The sequence below is a fragment of the Agrococcus sp. TF02-05 genome (genome assembly GCF_017565345.1).
Lineage (GTDB): Bacteria > Actinomycetota > Actinomycetes > Actinomycetales > Microbacteriaceae > Agrococcus > Agrococcus pavilionensis.
In genome coordinates, this window is the sequence record NZ_JAGEKO010000008.1 from 81,351 (window position 1) to 101,858 (window position 20,508).

Annotated in this window: 21 protein-coding genes; 3 read left to right on the top strand and 18 right to left on the bottom strand. The window is 74.4% G+C overall.

Features of this window, described 5'->3' with window-relative positions; translation table 11 throughout:
• The 3 genes from JQT67_RS09325 to JQT67_RS09335 are packed head-to-tail and all read right to left on the bottom strand — an operon-like array spanning position 1 to position 3,163.
• The gene (locus JQT67_RS09325; RefSeq protein ID WP_208064424.1) at positions 1-1,353 is read right to left on the bottom strand and encodes an FAD-dependent oxidoreductase; all 1,353 of its coding nucleotides are present in this window, start codon (positions 1,351-1,353) and stop codon (positions 1-3) included.
• 47 nt (positions 1,354-1,400) lie between these two features.
• Positions 1,401-2,411, bottom strand: coding sequence for a polyprenyl synthetase family protein (locus JQT67_RS09330; protein WP_208064425.1), 1,011 nt, complete (start codon positions 2,409-2,411; stop codon positions 1,401-1,403).
• A complete protein-coding gene (locus tag JQT67_RS09335) occupies positions 2,411-3,163 on the bottom strand; it encodes a class I SAM-dependent methyltransferase (protein WP_208064426.1) in 753 nt (250 codons plus the stop codon). Before JQT67_RS09335 ends, JQT67_RS09330 begins: the two co-directional genes overlap by 1 nt.
• Positions 3,164-3,232: 69 nt before the next feature.
• Here JQT67_RS09335 and JQT67_RS09340 point away from each other — a divergent pair, with 69 nt between their 5' ends.
• Positions 3,233-4,441 carry an isochorismate synthase MenF gene (locus JQT67_RS09340; RefSeq protein WP_208064427.1) on the top strand — a complete coding sequence of 403 codons (1,209 nt, stop codon included), beginning with the start codon at positions 3,233-3,235 and terminating at the stop codon, positions 4,439-4,441.
• A 255-nt stretch (positions 4,442-4,696) separates the two neighbouring features.
• Here JQT67_RS09340 and JQT67_RS09345 read toward each other — a convergent pair whose 3' ends face one another.
• Genes JQT67_RS09345 through JQT67_RS09365 form a run of 5 tightly spaced genes read right to left on the bottom strand, consistent with a single transcriptional unit; the run spans position 4,697 to position 9,695 of the window.
• A complete protein-coding gene (locus JQT67_RS09345; RefSeq protein ID WP_208064428.1) occupies positions 4,697-5,548 on the bottom strand; it encodes a polyphosphate kinase 2 family protein in 852 nt (283 codons plus the stop codon).
• Between the two features lie 9 nt (positions 5,549-5,557).
• Complete coding sequence (locus tag JQT67_RS09350; RefSeq protein ID WP_208064429.1) at positions 5,558-6,766, bottom strand: AI-2E family transporter; 1,209 nt, start codon at positions 6,764-6,766, stop codon at positions 5,558-5,560.
• Entirely contained in the window at positions 6,766-7,623 is an 858-nt protein-coding gene (locus JQT67_RS09355) for an SDR family oxidoreductase (RefSeq protein ID WP_208064430.1), read from the bottom strand. Before JQT67_RS09355 ends, JQT67_RS09350 begins: the two co-directional genes overlap by 1 nt.
• Positions 7,607-9,271 carry a 2-succinyl-5-enolpyruvyl-6-hydroxy-3-cyclohexene-1-carboxylic-acid synthase gene (menD, locus tag JQT67_RS09360; protein WP_307864285.1) on the bottom strand — a complete coding sequence of 555 codons (1,665 nt, stop codon included), beginning with the start codon at positions 9,269-9,271 and terminating at the stop codon, positions 7,607-7,609. Before menD ends, JQT67_RS09355 begins: the two co-directional genes overlap by 17 nt.
• Positions 9,264-9,695 carry a PLDc N-terminal domain-containing protein gene (locus JQT67_RS09365; RefSeq protein WP_208064432.1) on the bottom strand — a complete coding sequence of 144 codons (432 nt, stop codon included), beginning with the start codon at positions 9,693-9,695 and terminating at the stop codon, positions 9,264-9,266. The genes menD and JQT67_RS09365 overlap by 8 nt, the downstream gene beginning before the upstream one ends.
• Positions 9,696-9,746: 51 nt before the next feature.
• On the opposite strand from JQT67_RS09365, the gene JQT67_RS09370 reads away from it, so the two are divergent.
• Positions 9,747-10,160, top strand: a complete 414-nt coding sequence (locus tag JQT67_RS09370) for a DUF4229 domain-containing protein (protein ID WP_208064433.1) — start codon at positions 9,747-9,749, stop codon at positions 10,158-10,160.
• Between the two features lie 19 nt (positions 10,161-10,179).
• Here the strand turns inward: JQT67_RS09370 and JQT67_RS09375 are convergent, their stop codons facing one another.
• The 9 genes from JQT67_RS09375 to JQT67_RS09415 form a co-directional block, all read right to left on the bottom strand.
• Positions 10,180-11,232 carry a hypothetical protein gene (locus JQT67_RS09375; protein ID WP_208064434.1) on the bottom strand — a complete coding sequence of 351 codons (1,053 nt, stop codon included), beginning with the start codon at positions 11,230-11,232 and terminating at the stop codon, positions 10,180-10,182.
• Positions 11,233-11,276: 44 nt separating this feature from the next.
• Entirely contained in the window at positions 11,277-12,233 is a 957-nt protein-coding gene (locus JQT67_RS09380; protein WP_208064435.1) for a 1,4-dihydroxy-2-naphthoate polyprenyltransferase, read from the bottom strand.
• Between the two features lie 163 nt (positions 12,234-12,396).
• Positions 12,397-13,398 carry an AMP-binding protein gene (locus tag JQT67_RS09385; RefSeq protein WP_051222457.1) on the bottom strand — a complete coding sequence of 334 codons (1,002 nt, stop codon included), beginning with the start codon at positions 13,396-13,398 and terminating at the stop codon, positions 12,397-12,399.
• A 39-nt stretch (positions 13,399-13,437) separates the two neighbouring features.
• Entirely contained in the window at positions 13,438-14,337 is a 900-nt protein-coding gene (locus JQT67_RS09390) for a 1,4-dihydroxy-2-naphthoyl-CoA synthase (protein ID WP_208064436.1), read from the bottom strand.
• Positions 14,338-14,369: 32 nt separating this feature from the next.
• Positions 14,370-15,425: a hypothetical protein gene (locus JQT67_RS09395; RefSeq protein ID WP_208064437.1), complete on the bottom strand. Its 1,056-nt coding sequence runs from the start codon at positions 15,423-15,425 to the stop codon at positions 14,370-14,372.
• A gap of 52 nt (positions 15,426-15,477) precedes the next feature.
• Positions 15,478-16,587, bottom strand: coding sequence for a hypothetical protein (locus tag JQT67_RS09400; protein WP_208064438.1), 1,110 nt, complete (start codon positions 16,585-16,587; stop codon positions 15,478-15,480).
• 65 nt (positions 16,588-16,652) lie between these two features.
• Positions 16,653-17,039: a hypothetical protein gene (locus JQT67_RS09405; RefSeq protein WP_208064439.1), complete on the bottom strand. Its 387-nt coding sequence runs from the start codon at positions 17,037-17,039 to the stop codon at positions 16,653-16,655.
• Positions 17,040-17,108: 69 nt separating this feature from the next.
• Positions 17,109-18,053 carry a hypothetical protein gene (locus JQT67_RS09410; protein ID WP_208064440.1) on the bottom strand — a complete coding sequence of 315 codons (945 nt, stop codon included), beginning with the start codon at positions 18,051-18,053 and terminating at the stop codon, positions 17,109-17,111.
• A gap of 32 nt (positions 18,054-18,085) precedes the next feature.
• Positions 18,086-18,418, bottom strand: a complete 333-nt coding sequence (locus tag JQT67_RS09415) for a hypothetical protein (RefSeq protein WP_208064441.1) — start codon at positions 18,416-18,418, stop codon at positions 18,086-18,088.
• 34 nt (positions 18,419-18,452) lie between these two features.
• Between JQT67_RS09415 and JQT67_RS09420 the strand changes: the two genes are divergently transcribed.
• Complete coding sequence (locus tag JQT67_RS09420) at positions 18,453-19,421, top strand: o-succinylbenzoate synthase (protein WP_307864286.1); 969 nt, start codon at positions 18,453-18,455, stop codon at positions 19,419-19,421.
• A gap of 130 nt (positions 19,422-19,551) precedes the next feature.
• Here JQT67_RS09420 and ccsB read toward each other — a convergent pair whose 3' ends face one another.
• Positions 19,552-20,508 carry a c-type cytochrome biogenesis protein CcsB gene (ccsB, locus tag JQT67_RS09425; protein ID WP_374222130.1) on the bottom strand — a complete coding sequence of 319 codons (957 nt, stop codon included), beginning with the start codon at positions 20,506-20,508 and terminating at the stop codon, positions 19,552-19,554.

The window sequence follows — 20,508 nt, forward strand, 5'->3', positions numbered from 1 at the left end:
TCAGCGCTCGTCGCGCGAGATCTTCACCATCTCGTCGCGCGGCACGACCTTGACGCGCGCGCGCCCGTGCGGCTCGCCGAGCGCCATCTCGTGCTGGTCGAGGCGGATCCAGCCGTCGATGTCGGTCCACTCGACGCCGCGCTCGGCGAGCAGCCGCGGCACGGCGTCCTGGTCGAACGGCTCGGGCGACCACCACGAGTTGGAATCGCCGAGCAGCTGCTCGATCGTCTCCTTCGCATCCGACTTCGTGTGGCCGATGAGGCCCACGGGGCCGCGCTTGATCCAGCCGGTCGCGTACATGCCCGGCAGGGGGCGGATGCCGTCCATCACCCGGCCGGCCTCGTTCGGGATGACGCCGCGACGCTCGTCGAACGGCACCCCCGGCAGCGGCGACGAGAAGTAGCCGACCGCGCGGTAGACCGCTTGCACCGGGAACTCCCGGAACTCGCCCGTGCCCTCGAGCCCATCCGGGGTCGGGCGCGTGCGCTCGACGCGCAGCGCCTCCACGCGCTCGTCGCCGAGCACCGCATCCGGCCGCGACCAGAAGTGCAGGTGCAGGCGGCGCGACGCCTGGCCGACCTCGCGCTGCCGCCACTGGTCGAGCACGCGCGAGATCACGAGGATCTGCTTGTTCTGCTTCGCCGTCTCCTCGTCGGGGTCGACGCCGAAGTCCTCGTCGTGCACGATCATGTCGACGTCGCGCAGCTCGCCGAGCTCGCGCAGCTCGAGCGGCGTGAACTTCACCCCGAGCGGGCCACGGCGGCCGAAGACGTGCACGTCGGTGACGGGGGATGCCTCGAGGCCGGCGACGACGTTGCCGGGCACCTCGGTGGGCATGAGGTCCTCGGGGTGCTTCACGAGCATCCGGGCGACGTCGAGGGCGACGTTGCCGTTGCCGATGACGGCGATCTCCTTCGCCTCGAGCGGCCACTCGCGCGGCACGTCGGGGTGGCCGTCGTACCAGGAGACGAAGTCGGCGGCGCCGTAGGAGCCGGGCAGCTCGACGCCGGGGATGTCGAGCGGGGCGTCCTTCGTCGCGCCGGTCGCGAAGATGACGCCGTGGTAGAGCCGCTCGAGGTCGGCGACGGTGATGTCGTCGCCGAACCTCACGTTGCCGAACAGCCGCACGACGCCCGCCTCGAGCACCTCGCGGAGCGCCGAGATGATGCCCTTGATGCGCGGGTGGTCGGGGGCGACGCCGTAGCGCACGAGCCCGTACGGCGCGGGCAGCTGCTCGAACAGGTCGATGTAGACCTCGCCGCCCGCCTCGCGGACGGCCTTCTTCAGGATGTCGGCGGCGTAGATGCCGGCGGGACCGGCGCCGATCACGGCGATGCGGAGCGGTTCGCTCACTTCTCTCCTTGGGGTGAGGGCGGCCGCGCCGCCCGGGCTTCGGGTGCTCAGCGGGTGCGGGAGACGACCTTCTCGGCGAACGCCTCGAGGCCGCGCCGCACCGTGCCGGCGGGGAGCGGCTCGAGCGCCGCGAGCGCCTCGCGCTGCCAGCGCTCCGCCTCGGCCATCGTCTCGTCGACGACGTCGTGGGCGGCGAGCTCGGCGACCGCGGCGGCGAGGTCGGTTTCGTCGGCGGGATCCTGCAGGCGGGCGAGCAGCGCGGCCGCGGCGTCGTCGGTTCGACGGGCCAGCAGCAGCACCGGCAGCGTCTCGACCCCGGCGCGCACGTCGTTGCCCTGGTCCTTGCCGGTGCCGGGGTCGGCCGAGAGGTCGATGACGTCGTCGACGAGCTGGAAGGCGACGCCGATGCGCTCGCCGAACTCGCGGAGCGCCTCGCGGTGCGCGTCGTCGGCGCCGCTCACGAGCGCGCCGCACTCGGCGGCCGCGGCGATGAGCGAGCCAGTCTTGTCGGCGAGCACCTGCAGGTAGTGCGCGACGGGATCCGCGTCGCCGGGCCCGAGCGTCTCGTGCAGCTGCCCGAGGCACAGGCGCTCGAAGGTGCGCGCCTGCAGCTCGGCGACCTCGCGGCCGAGCGGAGCGGCGAGCATGCCGGCGCGCGCGAAGAGCAGGTCGCCGGCGAGGATCGCGACGGAGTTGCTCCACGCGACGTGCGCGGAGGGCACGCCGCGACGGGTCTCCGCCTCGTCCATCACGTCGTCGTGGTACAGGCTCGCGACGTGGGTGATCTCGATGAGCTCGGCCGCCGTGAGCACTTGGTCGTCGATGCCGCGCCCGAGGTGCGCGGTGAGCAGCAGCAGGAGCGGCCGGGCGCGCTTGCCGCCCGCCTCCAGCAGGTAGCGCGTCACCGCATCCGCCACGGAGTCGGCGACGTGCAGGTGGGCGAGCAGCCGCTCCTCGACCGTCTCGAGGCTCTGCTCGATGCGGTCGACGACGCGGCGGTCGGCGGGCGCGGCGAAGCGCGGCCCGCGGAGACCGAAGGTCTCGGGGATCGTCGGCATCAGTCGGCCTGCTCCTCCGGGCTCGCGTGGCGCGCGAGGCGCAGCGCGGCGGTCTGCTCGGTGGGCTTGCGGCCGCGGTGCAGCGCGACGACGCCGAGCGTGAGGTTGCGGTGCGCGACGCGCGTGAAGCCCGCGGTGCGGATCCACTGCGAGAGCGACTGCTGGTCGGGCCAGGTCGAGATCGACTCGACGAGGTAGCGGTAGGCTTCGGGGTTGCTGCTCGCGAGCCGCGCCATGCCGGGCAGCGCCGTGCGCAGGTAGAGCTCGTAGCCCTTGCGCACGACGTCGACGGGCGGGTGCGAGAACTCGCACACGACGAGGCGCCCGCCGGGCTTCAGCACGCGGTGGAACTCGCTGAGCGCCGCGCGTGGCTGCTGCACGTTGCGCAGGCCGAACGAGATCGTGACGGCGTCGAAGGTGTCGCCGTCGAACGGCAGCTCGGTCGCGCTGCCGTGCACGAACTCGATGTCGGGGTGGCGGCGCCGGCCCTCCTCGAGCATCCCGTGGCTGATGTCGAGCGCGGTGACGAGCGCGCCGGCCTTCGCCATCGGGGCGGCCGAGGCCCCCGTGCCGGCGGCGACGTCGAGGATGCGCTCGCCCGCCTGCGGGCGCACGGCGCGCTGCATCTGGATGCGCCAGAGCTTGTCGTTGCCGGCCGAGAGCAGCGAGTTGAGCAGGTCGTATCGCTTGGCCGTCGCGTCGAACATGCCCGCGACCTCGTTGGGGTCCTTCTGCATGTCGGCTCGGCTCACACCCCCATCCTAGGCGCCGCGGGCTGGGGCCGAGTCGGGCGCCCGCGACGGCCGTCTAGGCTGGCGTGCATGCCCAGCCTGCACGCGCGCACCGAGCGCGCGGAGCCCGGCCGGCTGCTCGAGCACGCCGAGCCGCGCTGGCCGCTCGCGATCCGCCGCGGCGCCGACGGCATCGTCGGCCGAGGCGTCGCGATGCGGCTCGAGTTCCGGGGGCCCTCGCGCTTCACGGATGCGGCGGATGCGTGGCGCGACGTCGCGCGCGACGCGGTCGTCGACGACGCGGTCGCCGTCCCCGGCACGGGCCTCGTCGCGTTCGGCGCGTTCGCCTTCGACGACGCGTCGGCCGCGACGAGCGTGCTCATCGTGCCGAAGCTCGTGGTCGGCCGTCGCGGCGACGACGAGTGGGTGACGTGGATCGGCGACGAGGGCCGGCTGCACCCGACCGCGGTGGAGGAGGTGCGCGTCGAGCTCACCGACGGCGCGATCGGCGCCGAGCGCTACCGCGCCGTCGTGACGGAGGCGACCGAGCGCATCCGTGCCGGTGAGGCCGAGAAGATCGTCGTCGCGCGGGATCGCGTCGGGCAGCTGCCGCCCGACGGCGACGTGCGCTCGGTCGCGGTCGGCCTCGTGCAGCGCTACCCCGACGCGGTGACCTACGCGGTCGACGGGCTCGTCGGCGCGAGCCCCGAGACGCTCATCGCCGCGCACCGCGGCCACTTCTTCTCGCGCGTGCTCGCGGGCACGGCCGCGCGCGGGGCGACGCCGTCGCGCGACGCCGAGATCGCCGAGGCGCTCGCGTCGGGCGACAAGGACCTGCGGGAGCACCGCTTCGCGGCGGACTCCGCGATGGCGGTGCTCCGCGAGCTCGCGCCCGACGCGCGCGCGTCGGAGCCGTTCCCGCTGCGGCTGCCCAACCTGTGGCACCTCGCGACCGACATCACGGGCACGCTCGGCGACCGGTCGACGCTCGACGTGCTCGCCCTGCTGCACCCGACGGCCGCGGTCGGGGGCACGCCGCGCGAGGCGTCGCTCGCGCTCATCCGCGAGCTCGAGGGGGTCGACCGCGGCCGCTACGCCGGGCCCGTCGGGTGGATCGACGGCGACGGCGGCGGCGAGTGGGTCATCGCGCTGCGCGGCGCGGAGATCGCCGCCGACGGCGGCATCCGCGCGTTCGCGGGCGCGGGCATCGTCGCAGGCTCGGACCCCGAGGCGGAGCTCGCCGAGACCGGCGTGAAGCTGCGCCCCATCACCGACGCGCTCGCCGACCCGCTCCCCTGACTCGCGCCCGCCTTCGAGTGGCGCCTCCCGCACCTGAGTGGCGCCTCCCGCACCTGAATGGCGCCTCCCGCACCTGAATGGCGCCTCCCGCACCTGAATGGCGCCTCCCGTGCCTGAGTGGCGCTTCCGGACGGTGAGTGGCGACTTCCGCAAGCCGGGAGTCGCCCTCGACGCAGGCGCCACTCCCCTGCCGCAGGCGCCACTCACCGGCCGGAGGCGTCACTCGCCTGCCGGAGGCGCCACTCGAGCGCGCGGTCAGCTCGCGGGGGTGCCACCCGCGCCGACGAGGCGGGCTCGCTCGGCGGCCACGTCGAAGTCGGCGGTCGGCCACTGCGGGTCGATGCGCTCGAGCGCCTCGAGCAGCAGCTCGTGCACCGCGAGTCGCGCGTACCACTTGCGATCCGCGGGCACGACGTGCCACGGCGCCTGCTCGGTCGCCGTCCGCGCGATCGCGATCTCGTACGCCTCCATGTAGGCGTCCCAGTGCTCGCGCTCGTCGATGTCGCCCGGGTTGTACTTCCAGTGCTTGTCGGGCCGGTCGAGCCGCTCGAGCAGGCGCGCGCCCTGCTCCTCGAACGACACGTGCAGCATGACCTTGACGAGCGAGATGCCGCGCTCGGCGATCTCCCGCTCGAACTCGACGATGCGGCCGTAGCGCTCCTCGACCACGTCGGGCGCCGAGAGCCCGCGCACGCGGTGGATGAGCACGTCCTCGTAGTGCGAGCGGTCGAAGACGCCGATCATTCCCGGCGCCGGCAGCTCGCGCTCGATGCGCCACAGGAAGTCGTGCGAGCGCTCCTCCTCGGTGGGCGCCTTGAACGCCTTGATGCGCACGCCCTGCGGGTCGACCTGGCCGACGACGTGCCGCATGATGCCGCCCTTGCCGGACGTGTCCATCCCCTGCACCATGAGCAGCACCGCGCGCTCGCCGCCCGCGGTGCTCTCGGCGAAGAGCCGCTCCTGCAGCTCGGCGAGGCGCTCGGCGCCCGCCTCGAGCGCCCGCTGCCCCTCGGCCTTGCGGCCGTCGAAGCCGGGAGTGGATGCGGGGCTCACGCTCGCGAGGTCGACGGGACCGGTGATGCGCAGCGCGTCGGTGATCGCGGTCATGGTCGGAGACTAGCCCTGCGACGCTGGCGGCTCCTGGACGGGGATGGCCGCGGTGGGCGGCCGCTGGTCGCGCGGCCGCACCCCGGGCGAGACGGCGCGGCCGAGCCGGCCGGGCGGCGCCGCGTCGACCTTGTTCGAGATGAGCTTGCTCATCCAGCCGAGCCGCGGGTCGGGGTCGACGAGCATCGTCTTGACGGCGAGCGTCGCCGGCAGCGCGAGCAGCGCGCCGACCGGTCCGAGCGCGAAGGCCCACACGAGCAGCGACAGGAACGACGTCGCGGGCGTCACGCCGACGGCATCGCCGGCGATCTTGGGCTGCACGAGCGACTGCATGACGAAGTTGATGACGCTGAAGAGGATCGCGGTCAGGAGCGCGTTGAGCGGCCCGTTGGCGAGCAGCGCCATGAGGGTCGGCGGCACCGTGCCGATGACGAAGCCGATGTTCGGGATGTAGTTGGTCACGAACGCGAACACGGCCCAGACGAGCGCGAGCGGCACCCCGAGCGCCATGAGCGCGACGAGGTCGAGCGCCGAGACGACGAGGCCGAAGAGCGTCGTGACGACCCAGTAGCGCTGCACGCCGGCCGCGAAGCGGTCGACGCCCCGCACGAGGTCGGGGTTGGTGACGGCGATGCGCTGCATGCGGTCGGGCAGCCGCATCGAGTCCCACGCGAGGAAGAAGATGACGACGAAGAGCGTCGCGACGAAGCCGAGCACAGCGCCCGCGTCCGAGGCGAGCGAGCCGACCGTGCTGGCGATCGCGCCGGGGCTGAAGGCGTTCCGCAGCTGCTGGAGCGCCTCGTCCTCCGAGACCCCGAGCGTCTCGAGCCACGCGAGCGTCTCGCGGTAGAGCCGGTTGAACTCGCTCGAGTAGCCGGGCAGCTCGGTCATGAGCGACTGCACCGACCAGTAGATCGACCACAGCAGCGCGACGAGGAAGCCGTAGACCGTCAGCATCGACGCGAGCGCGGCCACGAGCCTCGGCGCCCCGATGCGCAGCAGCCACTGCTGCAGCGGCATCACCGCGACGACGAGGTTGAGCCCGAGGAAGACGGGCGCGACGAAGGATGCGACCTGGTTGAGGGCGATGAGCACGGCGATGACCGCGATCACCGAGATGAGCACGATGAGCGTGCGCGGGAGCGCCCACCGCTCCCGCGGCGGCTCGGCCTGGACGACGGGCGCCGGCTGCTGCCGCCGCTGCCACGGCCAGCGCATCAGCGGAGCGCCCGCTCGCCGTCGTGGGGCGCGGCCTGCCGGCCCCGGAACGCGTCCATCCCCTCGTTGACGCCCAGCGCATCCGCCACCAGGTCGCCGAGCGCGGTCGGGAGCGCCTTGATCGCCGGTACGAGGCGCACGAGCGGCGGCAGCGCGAGGAGCGTGCGGCGCGAGTCGATCGCGGCGAGGATCTGCGTCGCGACGCGCGCTTGCGACAGGATCGGCAGCAGCGCCGGCACCTTCGTCGTGACGCCCTCGAACATGCCCGTGTCGATGTAGAACGGCGCGACGGTGAGCGTGGTGATGGGCGAGCGCTCCTTGCGCAGCTCGGCGCGCAGCGACTCCATGAAGCCGACCGCGGCGAACTTGCTCGCGGCGTAGTCGGTCTGGCCCGCGACGCCGATGAGGCCGGCGGCGCTCGCGACGGTGACGATGCGCCCGCGGCCCGCGTCGCGCATCGCGGGCAGGAAGGCGCGCGTGACCAGGATGGGCGCGATCGCGTTGACGCGCATCGTGCGCTCGATCTGGGCGACGCTCAGCGAGGCGAGCGGCTTGCCGGAGATGACGCCAGCGTTGTTGACGACGACGTCGACGGGGCCGAGCATGAGCGTCTCGGCGGCCGCGAGCTCGATCGCGTCGGCGTCGGTGAGGTCGACGACGACGGCGGTCGCGCGGCCGTCCTCCGCGTCGATCTCGGCGACCACGGCGCGCGCCGCTCGCTCGTCGCGGTCCCAGAGCACGACGTGGGCGCCCTTCCGCGCCGCCGCGAGCGCGACGAGCCGGCCGATGCCGCTGCCGCCGCCGGTGATGACGATCCGCGTCGAGCCGTCGATGACGGTGTCAGAGCCCTTGCGCATCCGCGCCCCCTTCCAGCACTGCCTCGATGATGCCCGGTCTCGGCTGCGACAGGGCCCTCCGGAGCCCGGCGCGGTCGACGACGCGCTCGAACGGCCAGCCGTAGGCGGCCGCGAGGTGCTCGAGGTCGACGTCGTGCGGGGTGCGCTGCACGCGCGCGAAGTCGCCGGGGTCGGCGCTGCCGGCGACCTCGAGCAGCTCGAAGAGACTGCCGCCGTTGTCGTTGCCGACGACGATCTGCAGCCGCGGCCGCTCCTCCCCGGGCGGCACGTGCAGGCCGCCTGCCTCGTGCAGCAGGGCGAGGTCTCCGATGAGCAGCCGCGTGATGCCGCCGGCGCTCTCGCGCTCGTGCGCGACGGCGATGCCGGATGCGGTGCTGACGGTGCCGTCGATGCCGGCGAGCCCGCGGTTGGCGTGGGCGCGCACCGCCTTCGGGCCGGCGACGAGGTCGAGCTCGCGGATGAGCCGCGACGCCGCGACGACGAGCCGGTCGTGCGGCCACGTGCGGTCCCACACCTGGCTCACGAGCTCGCGGCGGGTGATGGGGGTGCGCCCCTCCGCGAGCTCCGCCCGCGCGTAGTCGGCGCGCGTGAGGTCCGAGTCGGGCGCCGCCTCGGCGTCGCGCGCGTCGGCGAGCGCGCGGCCCGCGTGCAGCCAGCACTCGACCCACGCGCGGTCGGCGTCGTCGGGCTCAGCGGGCTCGACCTCGATGCGCCCTGCGAGCACGCGCGAGACGCCCGTGCCGCGCACGTTGTCCTGCCCGGCGCGGCCGAGCACGACGACCTCGACGTCGGGCCGACGGATGAGGCCGGTCACCGAGCGCGAGAGGGTCGGGTGGCCGAGCACGACGACGCGGCGCACCTCGTCGGCGAGCTGCGGCACGACGTCGCGCCCGTGCGGCACGAGCAGCGGGCCGAAGCGCGCGCCGGAGGTCGGCTCGGCGAGCAGCGGCGCCGCGAGCGCCGCCGCGACGTCGACGGCCGCGGGGCCCGCGTCGGCGCCCGCGATCACGACCGTGCGGGGCGCGGGCAGGAGCGTCGCGCTCGGCATCGGCGGCCGCTCGACGCGGTCGACGCGGCGGTGCGGCATCGGATCGCCGCCCGAGAGCGGCTCGCGGAAGGCGATGTTGAGCTGCACGGGGCCTGGCTCGGTGTGCTCGCCGTCGCGCCAGCCCAGCGCGGCACCCACGGCGCTGACGGCGTCGTCCTCGGGCTCGCGCAGCGCATCCGCCCCCACGTCGAGCACGACCCGAGCCGCATCGCCGAAGATGCCCGCCTGCCGGGTCGTCTGGTTGGCGCGGATGCCGTGCAGCTCGGTCGGCCGGTCGGCGGTGATGGCGATGAGCGGCACGTCGCTGTGGTGTGCCTCGAGCATCGCCGGGTGGAGGTTCGCGAGCGCGGTGCCGCTCGTCACGACGATCGCGACCGGGCGGCGCGTCTCGCGGGCGAGCCCGAGCGCGAGGAAGGCGCCCGAGCGCTCATCGATCCGCACGTGCAGGTGCAGCGCGCCCTCGCGCGCGAGGCGGGCAGCGGCGAGCGCGATCGCCTGCGAGCGGGAGCCGGGGCAGACGACGATGTCGCCGACGCCCGCATCGGCGAGCGCGGCGACGAGCCGGTCGGCGTAGGCGGCGGCGGGGAGGGTGTCAGGCACGCGCCGCGTCGCCGTCATCGGGCGAGCGACGGCCAGACCCGTCGGAGTCGTCGGGGTCATCCCCGGCGTCGGGGCCCACGACCGGCCGGTCGGGGCGGGGCTGCGTGCGGGGGTCCTCGTCGTCGAGCGCCGCGAGCTGCGCCTCGAGCTCGGCGATGCGGCGGTCGGCCTCCTCGTCGGAGACGAGCGTCGAGCGCGAGAACGAGGGGTCGTCGTCGGGCGCCATCGGGCGCGCCGCCGAGCGCGGGCCCTTGCCCCACGCGAGCCAGCCGATCGCGCCGAAGACGGGCACGACGACGATGAGCACGACCCACAGCACGCGGTTGAGACGGCGGATGCGGCGGTCATCCGTGACGGTGAGGTCGACGAGCGCGTAGACCGTCACCACGAGGGCGAGGATCCCGCCGAGGATGAGCCATCTCATGTCACCCACCCTAGGCCTCTTCCCTATGGCGCGGCTCTTAGACTTGAGGGCATGGGCCCCTCGATGCGCTACCTCGTCGTGCGCGCTGCGCTGTTCCTCGTGCCGTTCGCGCTGCTGATGATCGCGGACGTGCCGTGGCCGATCTCGCTGCTCGTCGCCCTCGCGTTCGCGTTCGCCGCGTCGATCGTGTTCTTCGGCAGGCTGCGCGACGAGGCGGCCCGTGACCTGCAGCGGATGCGTCAGGGTCGCAAGCGCGAGGGCGCCGGTCCCGACGACGCCGACATCGAGGACGAGGCGCTCGACGCGGGCGCCGCACCGGCGGCAGGCGTCGCGCGCGACGCGGACGCGGGCGCGGTCGACGCGAGCGCCGCTCGAGCGGACCTCGCAGATGCGGCGCCCGAGGCGCCGCCCGCCCGCCAGACCGACGCGGCCGACGGGCACGACGCATCCGAGCCGCGCGCCTGACGCGCTGACGCCCGCGCGATCAGCGGCAGGCCTCCCACGCGTGCTCCTCGCCCGCGGGATCGAGCACGGCCGGACCGCTGCACTCCCAGTCGATGCCGCCCGCCCCGTCGGCGCGCGCACGGACCGCGACGCGCACGTCGCCCGCGGCGCCCGGCACACTCACCGGCACGTCGAGCTCGACGATGCCGCCTGCGACGGGCGCCATGCTCGTGAAGTCGCCGAGCGTCGCTCCCGCGCCGCCGCGCGGGCACGCCTGGACGGCACCGCAGGCGAGCGCATGCGCGAGCGCCCGCTCGCGCGCGGCCTCGACGACCTCCTCGTCGACTCGCCAGACGCGCGGCTCCGAGACGACCGACGTGCTCGGATCGCCGTCGACGACGAGCGCGAGCGGCCCGAAGTCGACGAGTGCGTGCTCGACAGGGTCGGCGGCGTAGACGCCGGGGTAGAGCAGCGTCGGGCTGTCACCGCCGAGGTCGACGCCGAGGTAGGCCGGCAGCGCGACGTACTGCATCGCATCGAGGCGCACAGGCTCGGCGAGGCTCGTCACGATGCGCCACCCGTCGCCCTCGCGCACTGCCTGCAGGCGGCGTTCGGCGGAGCGCTGGCCCGCACGGTAGGAGACCTCGACCGTCGCGGCGTCGCCGTCGAGCTCGACGGCCCCGACGCCGAAGCGGTCGATCCGCTCGGCATCGGCGAGCGCCGCGTCGGTCAGCAGCGGCGCCTCGCCCTCGACCGGCACGAGCGCGCTCGCGTCGTCGCCGCGGCCCTCGGCGATCGCGGTCAGGTAGTCGAGGGCCGCCGCTGTGATCGCGTCGGTCGCAACGGTGTGCGCGTGGCGCTGCACCGCCTGAGCGACGCCGATGCCGAGCGCCACGACCACGAGAGCCGCCGCCAGCACGGCGCCGACCACGAGCCGGCGGCGTCGCGCGGCCTCGACCGACGGGTCGTCGCCGCGCGGGTCGCTGTCGAACGCTGCCTGCTCGCGCAGCGGCTCGTCGGTCTCGAGCGTCGGGCTCGCCGCCGCGTTCGGGCGCGCGGACGGCATCTCGAACTCCGGCATCGGTGACGGCACGCATCCATCATCACCCACCGACGGCGATGCCGGCGTCAGGCGCGTCAGGCGCCGACGAAGCCTGCCGGGCCGCCCCAGATCGCGACACCGAGACCGACGCCGTAGAGCAGCGCCGTCATGCCGGTGAGGCCGAGCGCGGTGATGAGGTCGCGCGGCGTGCGCGACGTGATGACGATGACCATCGCCGGGCCCGCGAGCAGCAGCACCGCGAAGACGACGAAGCCGTAGGCGAGCGCGTACGAGAACACCCACAGGATGCCGAACGGCACGAGCATGAGCAGCACGTAGAGCGCCTTCGACGGGCCGCGGCCGAGCAGCGTCGCGAGCGTGCGCTTGCCGGCGGCGCGGTCGGTGTCGATGTCGCGCAGATTGTTGCACAGCATGAGCGCCGCCGAGATCGCGCCGATGGCGATGCCGAGCGCGATCGAGTCGTCGGTGATGCGGCCGAGCATCGCGTAGACGGTGCCGCACACCGCGACGGGGCCGAAGAAGAGGAAGGCCATGAGCTCGCCGAGGGCGTAGTAGCCGTAGGGGCGCTTGCCGCCCGTGTAGCCCAACGCCGCGACGATGCAGACCGCGCCGACCGCGAGCAGCCACCAGCGGCCGCTCAGCACGACGACGGCGATGCCCGCGAGCGCGCCCGCGGCGAGGAAGCCGATCGCGACGTTCCGCACCGCCTCGGGCGCCGCCTTGCCGGCGCCGACGAGCCGGCCGGGGCCGACGCGCACGGCGTCGGTGCCCTTGACGCCGTCGGAGTAGTCGTTCGCGAAGTTGACGCCGATCTGCATGCAGATCGCGAGCAGCAGGCACGCGATCGCGATGCCGAGGTGGTAGCCCTCGGCGTTGAACGCGGCGGCGGTGCCGAGCGCGACGGGCGCGACCGCCATGCCGAGCGTGCGGGGGCGGGATGCGGCGATCCAGTCGCGCGCGGTCGCGGGCGAAGGAGCGGTGCCGGCGTGCTGCGCGCGCTTCGCGGGGTTGCCGGAGCGGGGGTTGGCCATCGCCTTCGATGGTAGTCGCCGCGCGCACCGCTCGACCGGGCCGCCGCCCACCGACTCGACCCGTTCCCGCCGACCGGAGCCCTCGCAGCGGGTCCACCGGGCGAGAGCAGGTCGGCTCGGCGAACCGCCGCGGATTCCATCCGGATGCGCGGCCGGCCGGGACTCAGCCGAACAGCCCCCGGCGGCGCCGCTCCTGCGTGCGGCTCGCGACGAGCCGCGTGAGGCGCTTGCGGTCGGGCTTGCCGGATGCCGTGGTCGGCATCACCGAGACCGTCACGAGGTGGTTCGGTCGCGCGGGCTTCCCGAGCGCATTGCCGACCGCCGCGCGGATCTCGGCGAGCGAGGGCTTGAGCGTCGTGACGACCGCCGGCACCTCGCCCCACTCCGGGTGCGGCGCCGCCACGACCACCGCGTCGGGCGCGAAGGTCTGCACGACGTGCTCGACCGCCGCGAGCGACACCTTGATGCCGCCGGAGTTGATGACGTCGTCGATGCGGCCTGAGACCTGCAGCAGGCCGCTGATGAGGCTGCCCGCGTCGCCCGTCTTGTACCAGCGCGTGCCGGAGCCGTCGACGACGAAGCGCTGCGCCGTGAGCTCCGGGTCGTCGTAGCCGTCGGCGAGCTGCGGCCCGGCGATCTCGATCTGGTCGGTGAGGCGCAGCTTCACGTCGCGCAGCGGCCGGCCGTCCCACACGCATCCGCCGACCGTCTCGGTCGCGCCGTAGGTGCGGGTCACGCGCCAGCCGAGCCGCGCCGCGCGCTCGATGAGCCCGAAGGGCGCGCGCTGACCGCCGAGCAGGATGCGGTCGAGCCGCGCGATCGGCCCGATGAACGAGCGGTCGAGCGCCGCCGCGTCGACGAGCCGCGCGAGCTGCGTCGGCACGAGCGACGTGTACTTCCGCTCGTGCTCGAGGCTCTGCACGGCCTCGACGAACGCCTCCGCGGTGAAGGCTCCCTCGGTGCGCACGAGCGGCGCGCCGGAGACGGCGTTGCGCCAGATGACGTTCTTGCCGGCGATGTACTGCTCGGGCAGCGCGAGCACCCACTGGCCGGGGCCGCCGAGCCGCTCGATCGCAGCCTCGGTCGACGCCTGCACGGCCTCATCGGAGATGATGACGCGCTTGGGCTTGCCGCTCGACCCGCTGGTCTCCACGACGATCGTCATCGCTCTCCTCCCCTGCTCGCGCGGTCCGTCCGGTCCTGCTCAGTAGTGCCACGGGTAGCCCGACCAGTCGGGCTCCCGCTTCTCGAGGAACGAGTCGCGGCCCTCGACGGCCTCGTCGGTGCCGTACGCGAGCCGGGTCGCCTCGCCAGCGAAGATCTGCTGCCCGACGAGCCCGTCGTCGACGGCGTTGAACGCGAACTTCAGCATCCGGATCGCCGTCGGGCTCTTCGTCAGGATCTCGCGCGCCCACTCGATCGCGGTCGACTCGAGCTCGGCGTGGGGCACGGATGCGTTGATCGCCCCGGCCGCGAGGGCTCGGTCCGCGCTGTACTCGCGGGCGAGGAAGAAGACCTCGCGCGCGAACTTCTGCCCGGTCTGCCTCGCCATGTACGCGGACCCGTAACCGGCGTCGAACGAGCCGACGTCCGCATCCGTCTGCTTGAAGCGCGCGTGCTCGGCGCTCGCGATCGTGAGGTCGCACACGACGTGGAGCGAGTGCCCGCCGCCGGCCGCCCAGCCGGGCACGACCGCGATGACGACCTTCGGCATGAAGCGGATGAGCCGCTGCACCTCGAGAATGTGCAGGCGCCCGCTGCGCGCGGGGTCGACCGACGCCGCACTGTCGCCATCGGCGTAGCGGTAGCCGTCCCGGCCGCGGATGCGCTGGTCGCCGCCCGAGCAGAACGCCCAGCCGCCGTCCTTGGGGCTCGGGCCGTTGCCGGTCAGGAGCACGACGCCCACCCGGCTGTCCTGCCGCAGCCCGTCGAGCGCGCGGTGCAGCTCGTCGACGGTGTGGGGCCGGAAGGCGTTGCGCACCTCGGGCCGGTCGAAGGCGACGCGGCCGATGCGGCCGTCGCGCGAGCGGTGCACCGTGATGTCGTCGTAGCCGGGCTCCGCGTCACCCCACTCGGCGGGATCGAACAGGGGCGAGATGGTCACCGGGCCAGCCTACCCAGCGCCACCTGCGCGGGTCAGCCGCACGCCTCGAGCGCGGTGCCGAACCAGCCCGGCTCGCCGCACTCCCAGCGCAACGGCCGGTCGTGCTCGTCGAGCGTGACGCGCACCTGCACGTCGAACGACTCGCGGCCCGGCTCGTCGAGCGTCATGAAGCCGACCGAGAGGTCGACGGTGCGCGCGACCGGATCGACGCCCGCGACGTGCACGCGATCGTCGAAGCGGATGCGCGAGGCGTGCGGCACGAGGCAGCCGTTGCGCTGCCAGCACGCGTCGACCTGGGCCGCGGCGAGCTCGGTCGCGCGGTCGCCCACCGCTCGCACGACCGTGACGGTGAGCTCCGGCTCGGTCGGCGTGCGCGGGTCGCCGTCGACGGTGAAGACGTTCCCGCCGACGACGAGCACGGCGCCGGCGACCTCGTCGAGCTCGTAGACGCCCGGGTAGAGCAGCACGGGCAGGAAGCCCGTGAGCTGCACGCCGACGATCGAGGCGTGCATGCCCGGATCCAGGCCGCCGAGGTCGAGCGCCTCTGCGAGCGACGTGCGCAGCCGCCACTCGCCGTCGATCCGCTCGGCCTGCAGCGTGCGGAAGACGTCGACGCCCCGCACGCGGTAGTGCACCTCGGCGGTGCCGCGGTCGCCCTCGATGTGCACGACCTCCACCTCGGGCACCTCGATCGGGCGCGCCGAGCGCAGCACCTCCGGCGGTGCGGCGTACGCGAGCCCGCGGATGGGCACCATCTCGGTCGCCCGGCGGGAGTCGCCGTCGGCGATCGCATCGACGTAGTCGAGCGCCGTCGCGCGAAGGCTCTCGACCGCGGCGCCCGCGGCGGCCCGCTCGGCGGTCTCGAGCATCGCCGGCACGCCGGCGCCGATCGCGAGACCGACGAGCGCCGCTGCGGCGACGTGCTTGAGCAGGAACGCGCGGCTCGCGCGCACGGGCGCGGATGCGTCGGGCTCGATCGCGCTCTCGCGCACCTCGGGCGCGGGTGGCGAGGGCGCCGCGGGCGGCACGTCCTCGATCCTCGGAGCCACCGGCGGCGGCATCTCGAACTGCGGCATCTCGCCCGCCATGCGCTCATGATGCACCCGCCGAGGGCGCGCGGGAAGCGGTCGGTTCCGCGGTTCAGCCGAGCGCCGGGCAGGGCACGAGCGCCGCGTCGAACGTGCCCGGCCGGCCGCACTCCCACAGCACCGGCGTGCCCTCGGCGTCGACCGTCAGCTGCACCTGCATCTCGAGCCACTCGGAGGTCGCACCGGTCGTCGCCATGAGGGGCACCCCGAGCACGATCGGTCCGCTCGCCATCCGCCACTGCACGTGCACGCCGTCCTGCGCACCGAGGAGCGCGCCCTCCGGGATCGCGCACGAGCGATCGAGCTGGCACGCGGCCGCCGCGGCGATCGCGTAGTCGGACGCCAGCGCGGCGAGGTCGGGGACGAGCTCGTGCTGCACCCAGATCTCCGTGGGGCTCTGAGGGTCGCCGTCGACGACGAAGCGCTCGCCGCCCGTCGCGAGCACCGGTCCCTCGACCCGGTCGAGCGCGTAGGTGCCGGGGTAGAGCCGCAGGTCGCGGCCGTCGAGGTCGATGCCCCCGATCGAGGCCGACACCTCGTCGTAGGGCTGCACGCTCGCGCGCTCCGCGAGCGATGTGAGCAGCTGCCATCGACCGTCGACGCGCTCGGCCTCGAGGCTCCGCTCCACGTCTTGACCGGCGACGCGGTAGCGCACCTCGACCGAGCCGACGTCGCCGTCGATGTGCACCATCCGCACCTCCTGCCGCTCGATCGGGCGCGCGCTCGCGAGCAGCGCCGCCGGTGCGGCGACCGCGCGATCGGCCTGGCGGACGAGGGGCACGAGGCTCGTCGCGTCGTCGGCACGGCGCTCCGCGATCGCGGTGAGGTAGTCCTCTGCGAGCGAGCGGAGGCCGTCGACCTCTGCGGCGGCGGCCGCGCGGTCGAGCGCCTGCACCGTGGCGGGCACGCCCGCGCCGACGAGCGCGCCGACGAGCCCCGCCGCGAGCACGTGCCGCCAGACGACCCGCGGCCGCGGCGCGGGCGCGGACGCGACCGGCGCCGACTCGACGGTCAGCTCGGTGGCGCCCAGCACGGCCGACACATCCGCTGCAGTCGACGCGGGGCCGATCGAGGCGACCGCGGGAGCGGGAGACGCGTCCGCGGGAGGGCCGGCCGGCGGCGGCACCTCCGGCATCTCGAACTCGGGCATCGTCGTCGACACGCGACCATCCTGGCGTTCGGATGCGCGATTCGCGCCCGCGCGGCGCGAATCGTTACGAAGGCGGCTCAGATGGGCGCGGAGAGCGCGCCGAGGAAGCCCCAGCCGAACCAGCTCGCCGCGCCGAAGAGCACGAGGAAGCCGAGCGCGAGGGCGGCGCCGAAGACGCCCGAGCGTCGCCCATCCGTGCTCTTGGCCGCGAGGCAGCCGACGACGACCGCCGCGAGGCCCGCTGCGACCGCGAGCACGAGCACGACGACGAGCGCGGGCAGCTCGCCCGGCCGCGGCGCGAAGAGGTAGCTCAGCTGCTGCACGAGCGAGACGCCCTGCAGCACGAGCGCGCCGAGCATGAGCCACAGCGACATCGCGCCGAGGCGGGCGGCGCGCCGGTCGCGCACGGCGCGCGGCGCGCGAGGCGCGCGGTGGTCGGCCTCTGCGAGGAGTTCTTCGAGCATCGCCCGATGCTACGAGCGGGTCGTCGGCCGCCCGGGCAGGCGCGCGGAGGCATCCGCACACGCCCGCCGTCAGCCGCAGCTGCGCGGCTCGGCTCCCGCGAGGGCGCAGCGCATGCCCTCGAAGGCGCTGAGCGTGGGATCCATGAAGCCGACGACCTCGAGCGACGTGCCCACCTCGCCCGACGCGATCGGCACCTGCACGGCGACCTCGCCCGCTTGCCCGGCGCGCGGCACGACGATGGGGCGCGGCAGCTGCGCCGCGTCGAAGCCCGGCGGCAGGGCGCACGAGCGGGCGGCGACGCACTCGTCGACGAAGGCGCGGCCGGCCGCGTCGAGCGCGTCGATCGCCGCGTCGGTGAGGCTCGGGGCGAGGTCGACGGCGACGCGAGAGCGCGGGTCGCCGTCGGTCTCGAACGAGGCGGCGGGCATCGTCACGAGCGGCGCGTCGATCGCGGCGATCGCGTGGCTGCCGGGCAGCAGCAGGAGGCTCCGGGTCGCCGGCACGACGCCGATGCCGTCGATCTGCACGGGCACCGACAGGGCGGTCGTGATGGCGACGGGCTCGCCGAGCGTGCGCTGCAGGCGCCACGCGCCGTCGGCGTAGACGGCGTCGATCTCCCGCAGCACGGTGCGCTCGGCGATCACGTAGGTGACGTCGACCCGCGCCGTGCCGTCGCCGAGCTCGACCGCCGCGACGCGGGGCGAGCGGAGCCGGCCGGCCTCGGCGATCGTGCTCGGGAGCGCCGCGGCGCGCTCGGCAGACGAGTGCAGCGCCTCCTCGGCGACCTCGTCGTCGCCCGCCGCGATCGCCTCGAGGTAGCCGAGCACCGCTTGGCGCGCCGCCTCCTCGGAGCGGGGGCCGCTGCGCTCGAGCAGCGCCTGGACGCCGAGCGTGCCGGCGATGCCGACGAGCAGCGCGACGACGGCGACCGCGATGAGCGCGCGGCGGGAGGACGCCGGCTCGGGCGGGGCCTGATCATCGTCGGGCATCTGGAACTGCGGCGCCGTCGCCATGCGACCAAGGATGCCACCGCATCCGCCCGGGTCTACTGCAGGAGGCCGAGCGCGAAGCCGATGACGAGGAAGACGACCGGGTTGGAGATGACGAGCAGGCCGCCCGCGATCGCGGCCATCGTGATGTTCGCCGTGCCACGCTTCGCGAGCGCCGCGATCGCGAACCAGAGGCCGAGGAGCGTGAAGATGCCCCACAGCGGCAAGAGCCACACGACCAGCCTGTCGAGGTCGACGAAGGCGATGCCGAAGCACAGCAGCAGCATCGCTCCGCACAGCACCGCGGCGACGAGCGCGAGGATGCCCCACACGGGGTTGCGGCGTCGGGTGCGCGAGGCGCGCGTCTCGATGACCCAGGGCAGCTCCACGGGACGATCATGGCAGGCGTGCGAGCATGGGCGCGTGGACCTCGACCTCGAGCGGCTCGCCAATCGCATGCACGTCGTCTCGCTGCCGCTCGCGACGCGCTTCCGCGGCGTCGAGGCGCGGGAGGCGGCGCTCTTCTCGGGGCCGGCGGGCTGGGGCGAGTGGAGCCCGTTCCTCGAGTACGAGCCGGAGGAGGCCGCGCGCTGGCTGCGCGCGGCGCTCGAGGACGCCGACCGCGAGCGGCCTGCGCCCGTCCGCGAGTCGGTGCGGGTCAACGCCACGCTGCCGGCCGTCGCGCCGGACGCGGTCGCGGGCGTGCTCGCGCGCTACGACGGCTGCCGCACGGTGAAGGTCAAGGTCGCCGAGCGCGGCCAGGTGCTCGCCGACGACGTCGCGCGCGTCGCTGAGGTGCGGGCGCTGCTGCCCGACGTGCGGATCCGGCTCGACGCGAACGGCGGCTGGAACCTCGACGAGGCGGAGTCGGCGATCCGGGCGCTCGAGCGCTTCGACCTCGAGTACGTCGAGCAGCCGTGCGCGACGGTGCCGGAGCTCGCCGAGCTGCGCTCGCGGGTGCGGAAGCTCGACATCCCGATCGCGGCCGACGAGTCGGTGCGGAAGGCGGAGGACCCGCTGCTCGTGGCGCGCGCCGGAGCCGCGGACATCGTCGTCGTCAAGGCGCAGCCGCTCGGCGGCATCCGCGCGGCGCTCGCGATCGTCGCCGAGGCGGGGCTGCCGGCCGTCGTCTCCTCGGCCCTCGACACCTCCGTGGGCCTCTCGATGGGCGCGGGACTCGCGGGCGCGCTGCCCGAGCTGCCCTTCGACTGCGGGCTCGGCACCGGCGCGCTGCTCGCGGCCGACGTCGCGGTGCCGCTCGTGCCGGTGGCCGGCGCGATCCCGGTCGGCCGCGTCGCTCCCGATCCGGCGCTGCTCGAGGCGCACGCCGCGCCGCCCGAGCGGGTCGAGCACTGGCGGGCGCGGCTCGCGGCGGCGCTCCCCCACCTCTGAGGGGCGGGGCCCCGGCCCTCCCTGCCGCGAGCAGCGGCGATTTGGCGGATCGGTCGCGAGGAGCGGTCGCATCGCGCTGCCGTCGCTTGGATCACCGCTGCTCGCGACGGCGCCGCGACGAGCGGCGGGCCTACAGGCCGCTGTAGGCGTGCAGCCCCTTGAAGAACAGGTTGACGACCGAGTAGTTGAAGATGATCGCCGCGAAGCCGACGAGCTGCAGCCACGCCGAGCGCGAGCCGCGCCAGCCGCGCGTCGCCCGCGCGTGGATGTAGCCGGCGTAGACGACCCAGATCACGAAGGTCCAGACCTCCTTCGTGTCCCAGCCCCAGTAGCGGCCCCACGCGTGCTCGGCCCAGATCGCACCCGCGATGAGCGTGAAGGTCCAGAAGATGAAGCCGATGACGCCGACGCGGTAGGCGAGGTCCTCGAGCTGCACGGTCGAGGGCAGCGCCCGCAGGAAGCCGCTCGAGCGCCGCTCCTTGATGAGCTGCAGGATGCTCAGGCCCGAGCCGAGCGCGAAGAACCCGGTCGCGAGCGTCGCGACGAAGACGTGGATCACGAGCCAGTACGACTGCAGCGCCGGCGGGAGCGGCGTCGGCGTGACGTAGAAGTTGACGGTCGCGAGGCCGAGGAAGACCGTCGCGAGGCCCGAGATGAAGACGCCGAGGAAGTTCAGGTCGCGCCACAGCCGCGAGAGCACGAAGACGCCGACGATGACGGCGACGCCCGTGAGCGCGAACTCGTACATGTTGGCCCACGGCACGCGGCCGGCGGCGAGACCGCGCATGACGGCGCCGCCGAGGTGCAGCGCCCACGCGATGACGATGAGCGCGAAGCCGATGCGCGCGCCGCGGCCCGGGCGGGCGGCCGGGGCGGAGGCGGCGGGGGCGGATGCGGCGGGTCGCGCGGGTGCACCCGGCGCGCCCGCGCTCACGAGCTCGCGCGCCTCCTCGGGCACCGCGGTCGCGGCGGAGCGGCGCGCGACGTCGACCGCGTAGGCGACGAACGCGAGCGTGTAGACGGCCATGGCCGAGTACACGAGCAGCAGCGACCAGGCGTCGAGATCAGCGGGAGTCACGGCGGGGAT

Excerpts from the sequence above, each read along its gene's own strand:
- JQT67_RS09330 (WP_208064425.1), bottom strand. The coding sequence starts at position 2,411 with ATGCCGACGATCCCCGAGACCTTCGGTCTCCGCGGGCCGCGCTTCGCC.
- JQT67_RS09340 (WP_208064427.1), top strand. The coding sequence starts at position 3,233 with ATGCCCAGCCTGCACGCGCGCACCGAGCGCGCGGAGCCCGGCCGGCTG.
- JQT67_RS09345 (WP_208064428.1), bottom strand. The coding sequence starts at position 5,548 with ATGACCGCGATCACCGACGCGCTGCGCATCACCGGTCCCGTCGACCTC.
- JQT67_RS09350 (WP_208064429.1), bottom strand. The coding sequence starts at position 6,766 with ATGCGCTGGCCGTGGCAGCGGCGGCAGCAGCCGGCGCCCGTCGTCCAG.
- JQT67_RS09355 (WP_208064430.1), bottom strand. The coding sequence starts at position 7,623 with ATGCGCAAGGGCTCTGACACCGTCATCGACGGCTCGACGCGGATCGTC.
- JQT67_RS09365 (WP_208064432.1), bottom strand. The coding sequence starts at position 9,695 with ATGAGATGGCTCATCCTCGGCGGGATCCTCGCCCTCGTGGTGACGGTC.
- JQT67_RS09370 (WP_208064433.1), top strand. The coding sequence starts at position 9,747 with ATGGGCCCCTCGATGCGCTACCTCGTCGTGCGCGCTGCGCTGTTCCTC.
- JQT67_RS09380 (WP_208064435.1), bottom strand. The coding sequence starts at position 12,233 with ATGGCCAACCCCCGCTCCGGCAACCCCGCGAAGCGCGCGCAGCACGCC.
- JQT67_RS09385 (WP_051222457.1), bottom strand. The coding sequence starts at position 13,398 with ATGACGATCGTCGTGGAGACCAGCGGGTCGAGCGGCAAGCCCAAGCGC.
- JQT67_RS09395 (WP_208064437.1), bottom strand. The coding sequence starts at position 15,425 with ATGGCGGGCGAGATGCCGCAGTTCGAGATGCCGCCGCCGGTGGCTCCG.
- JQT67_RS09405 (WP_208064439.1), bottom strand. The coding sequence starts at position 17,039 with ATGCTCGAAGAACTCCTCGCAGAGGCCGACCACCGCGCGCCTCGCGCG.
- JQT67_RS09410 (WP_208064440.1), bottom strand. The coding sequence starts at position 18,053 with ATGGCGACGGCGCCGCAGTTCCAGATGCCCGACGATGATCAGGCCCCG.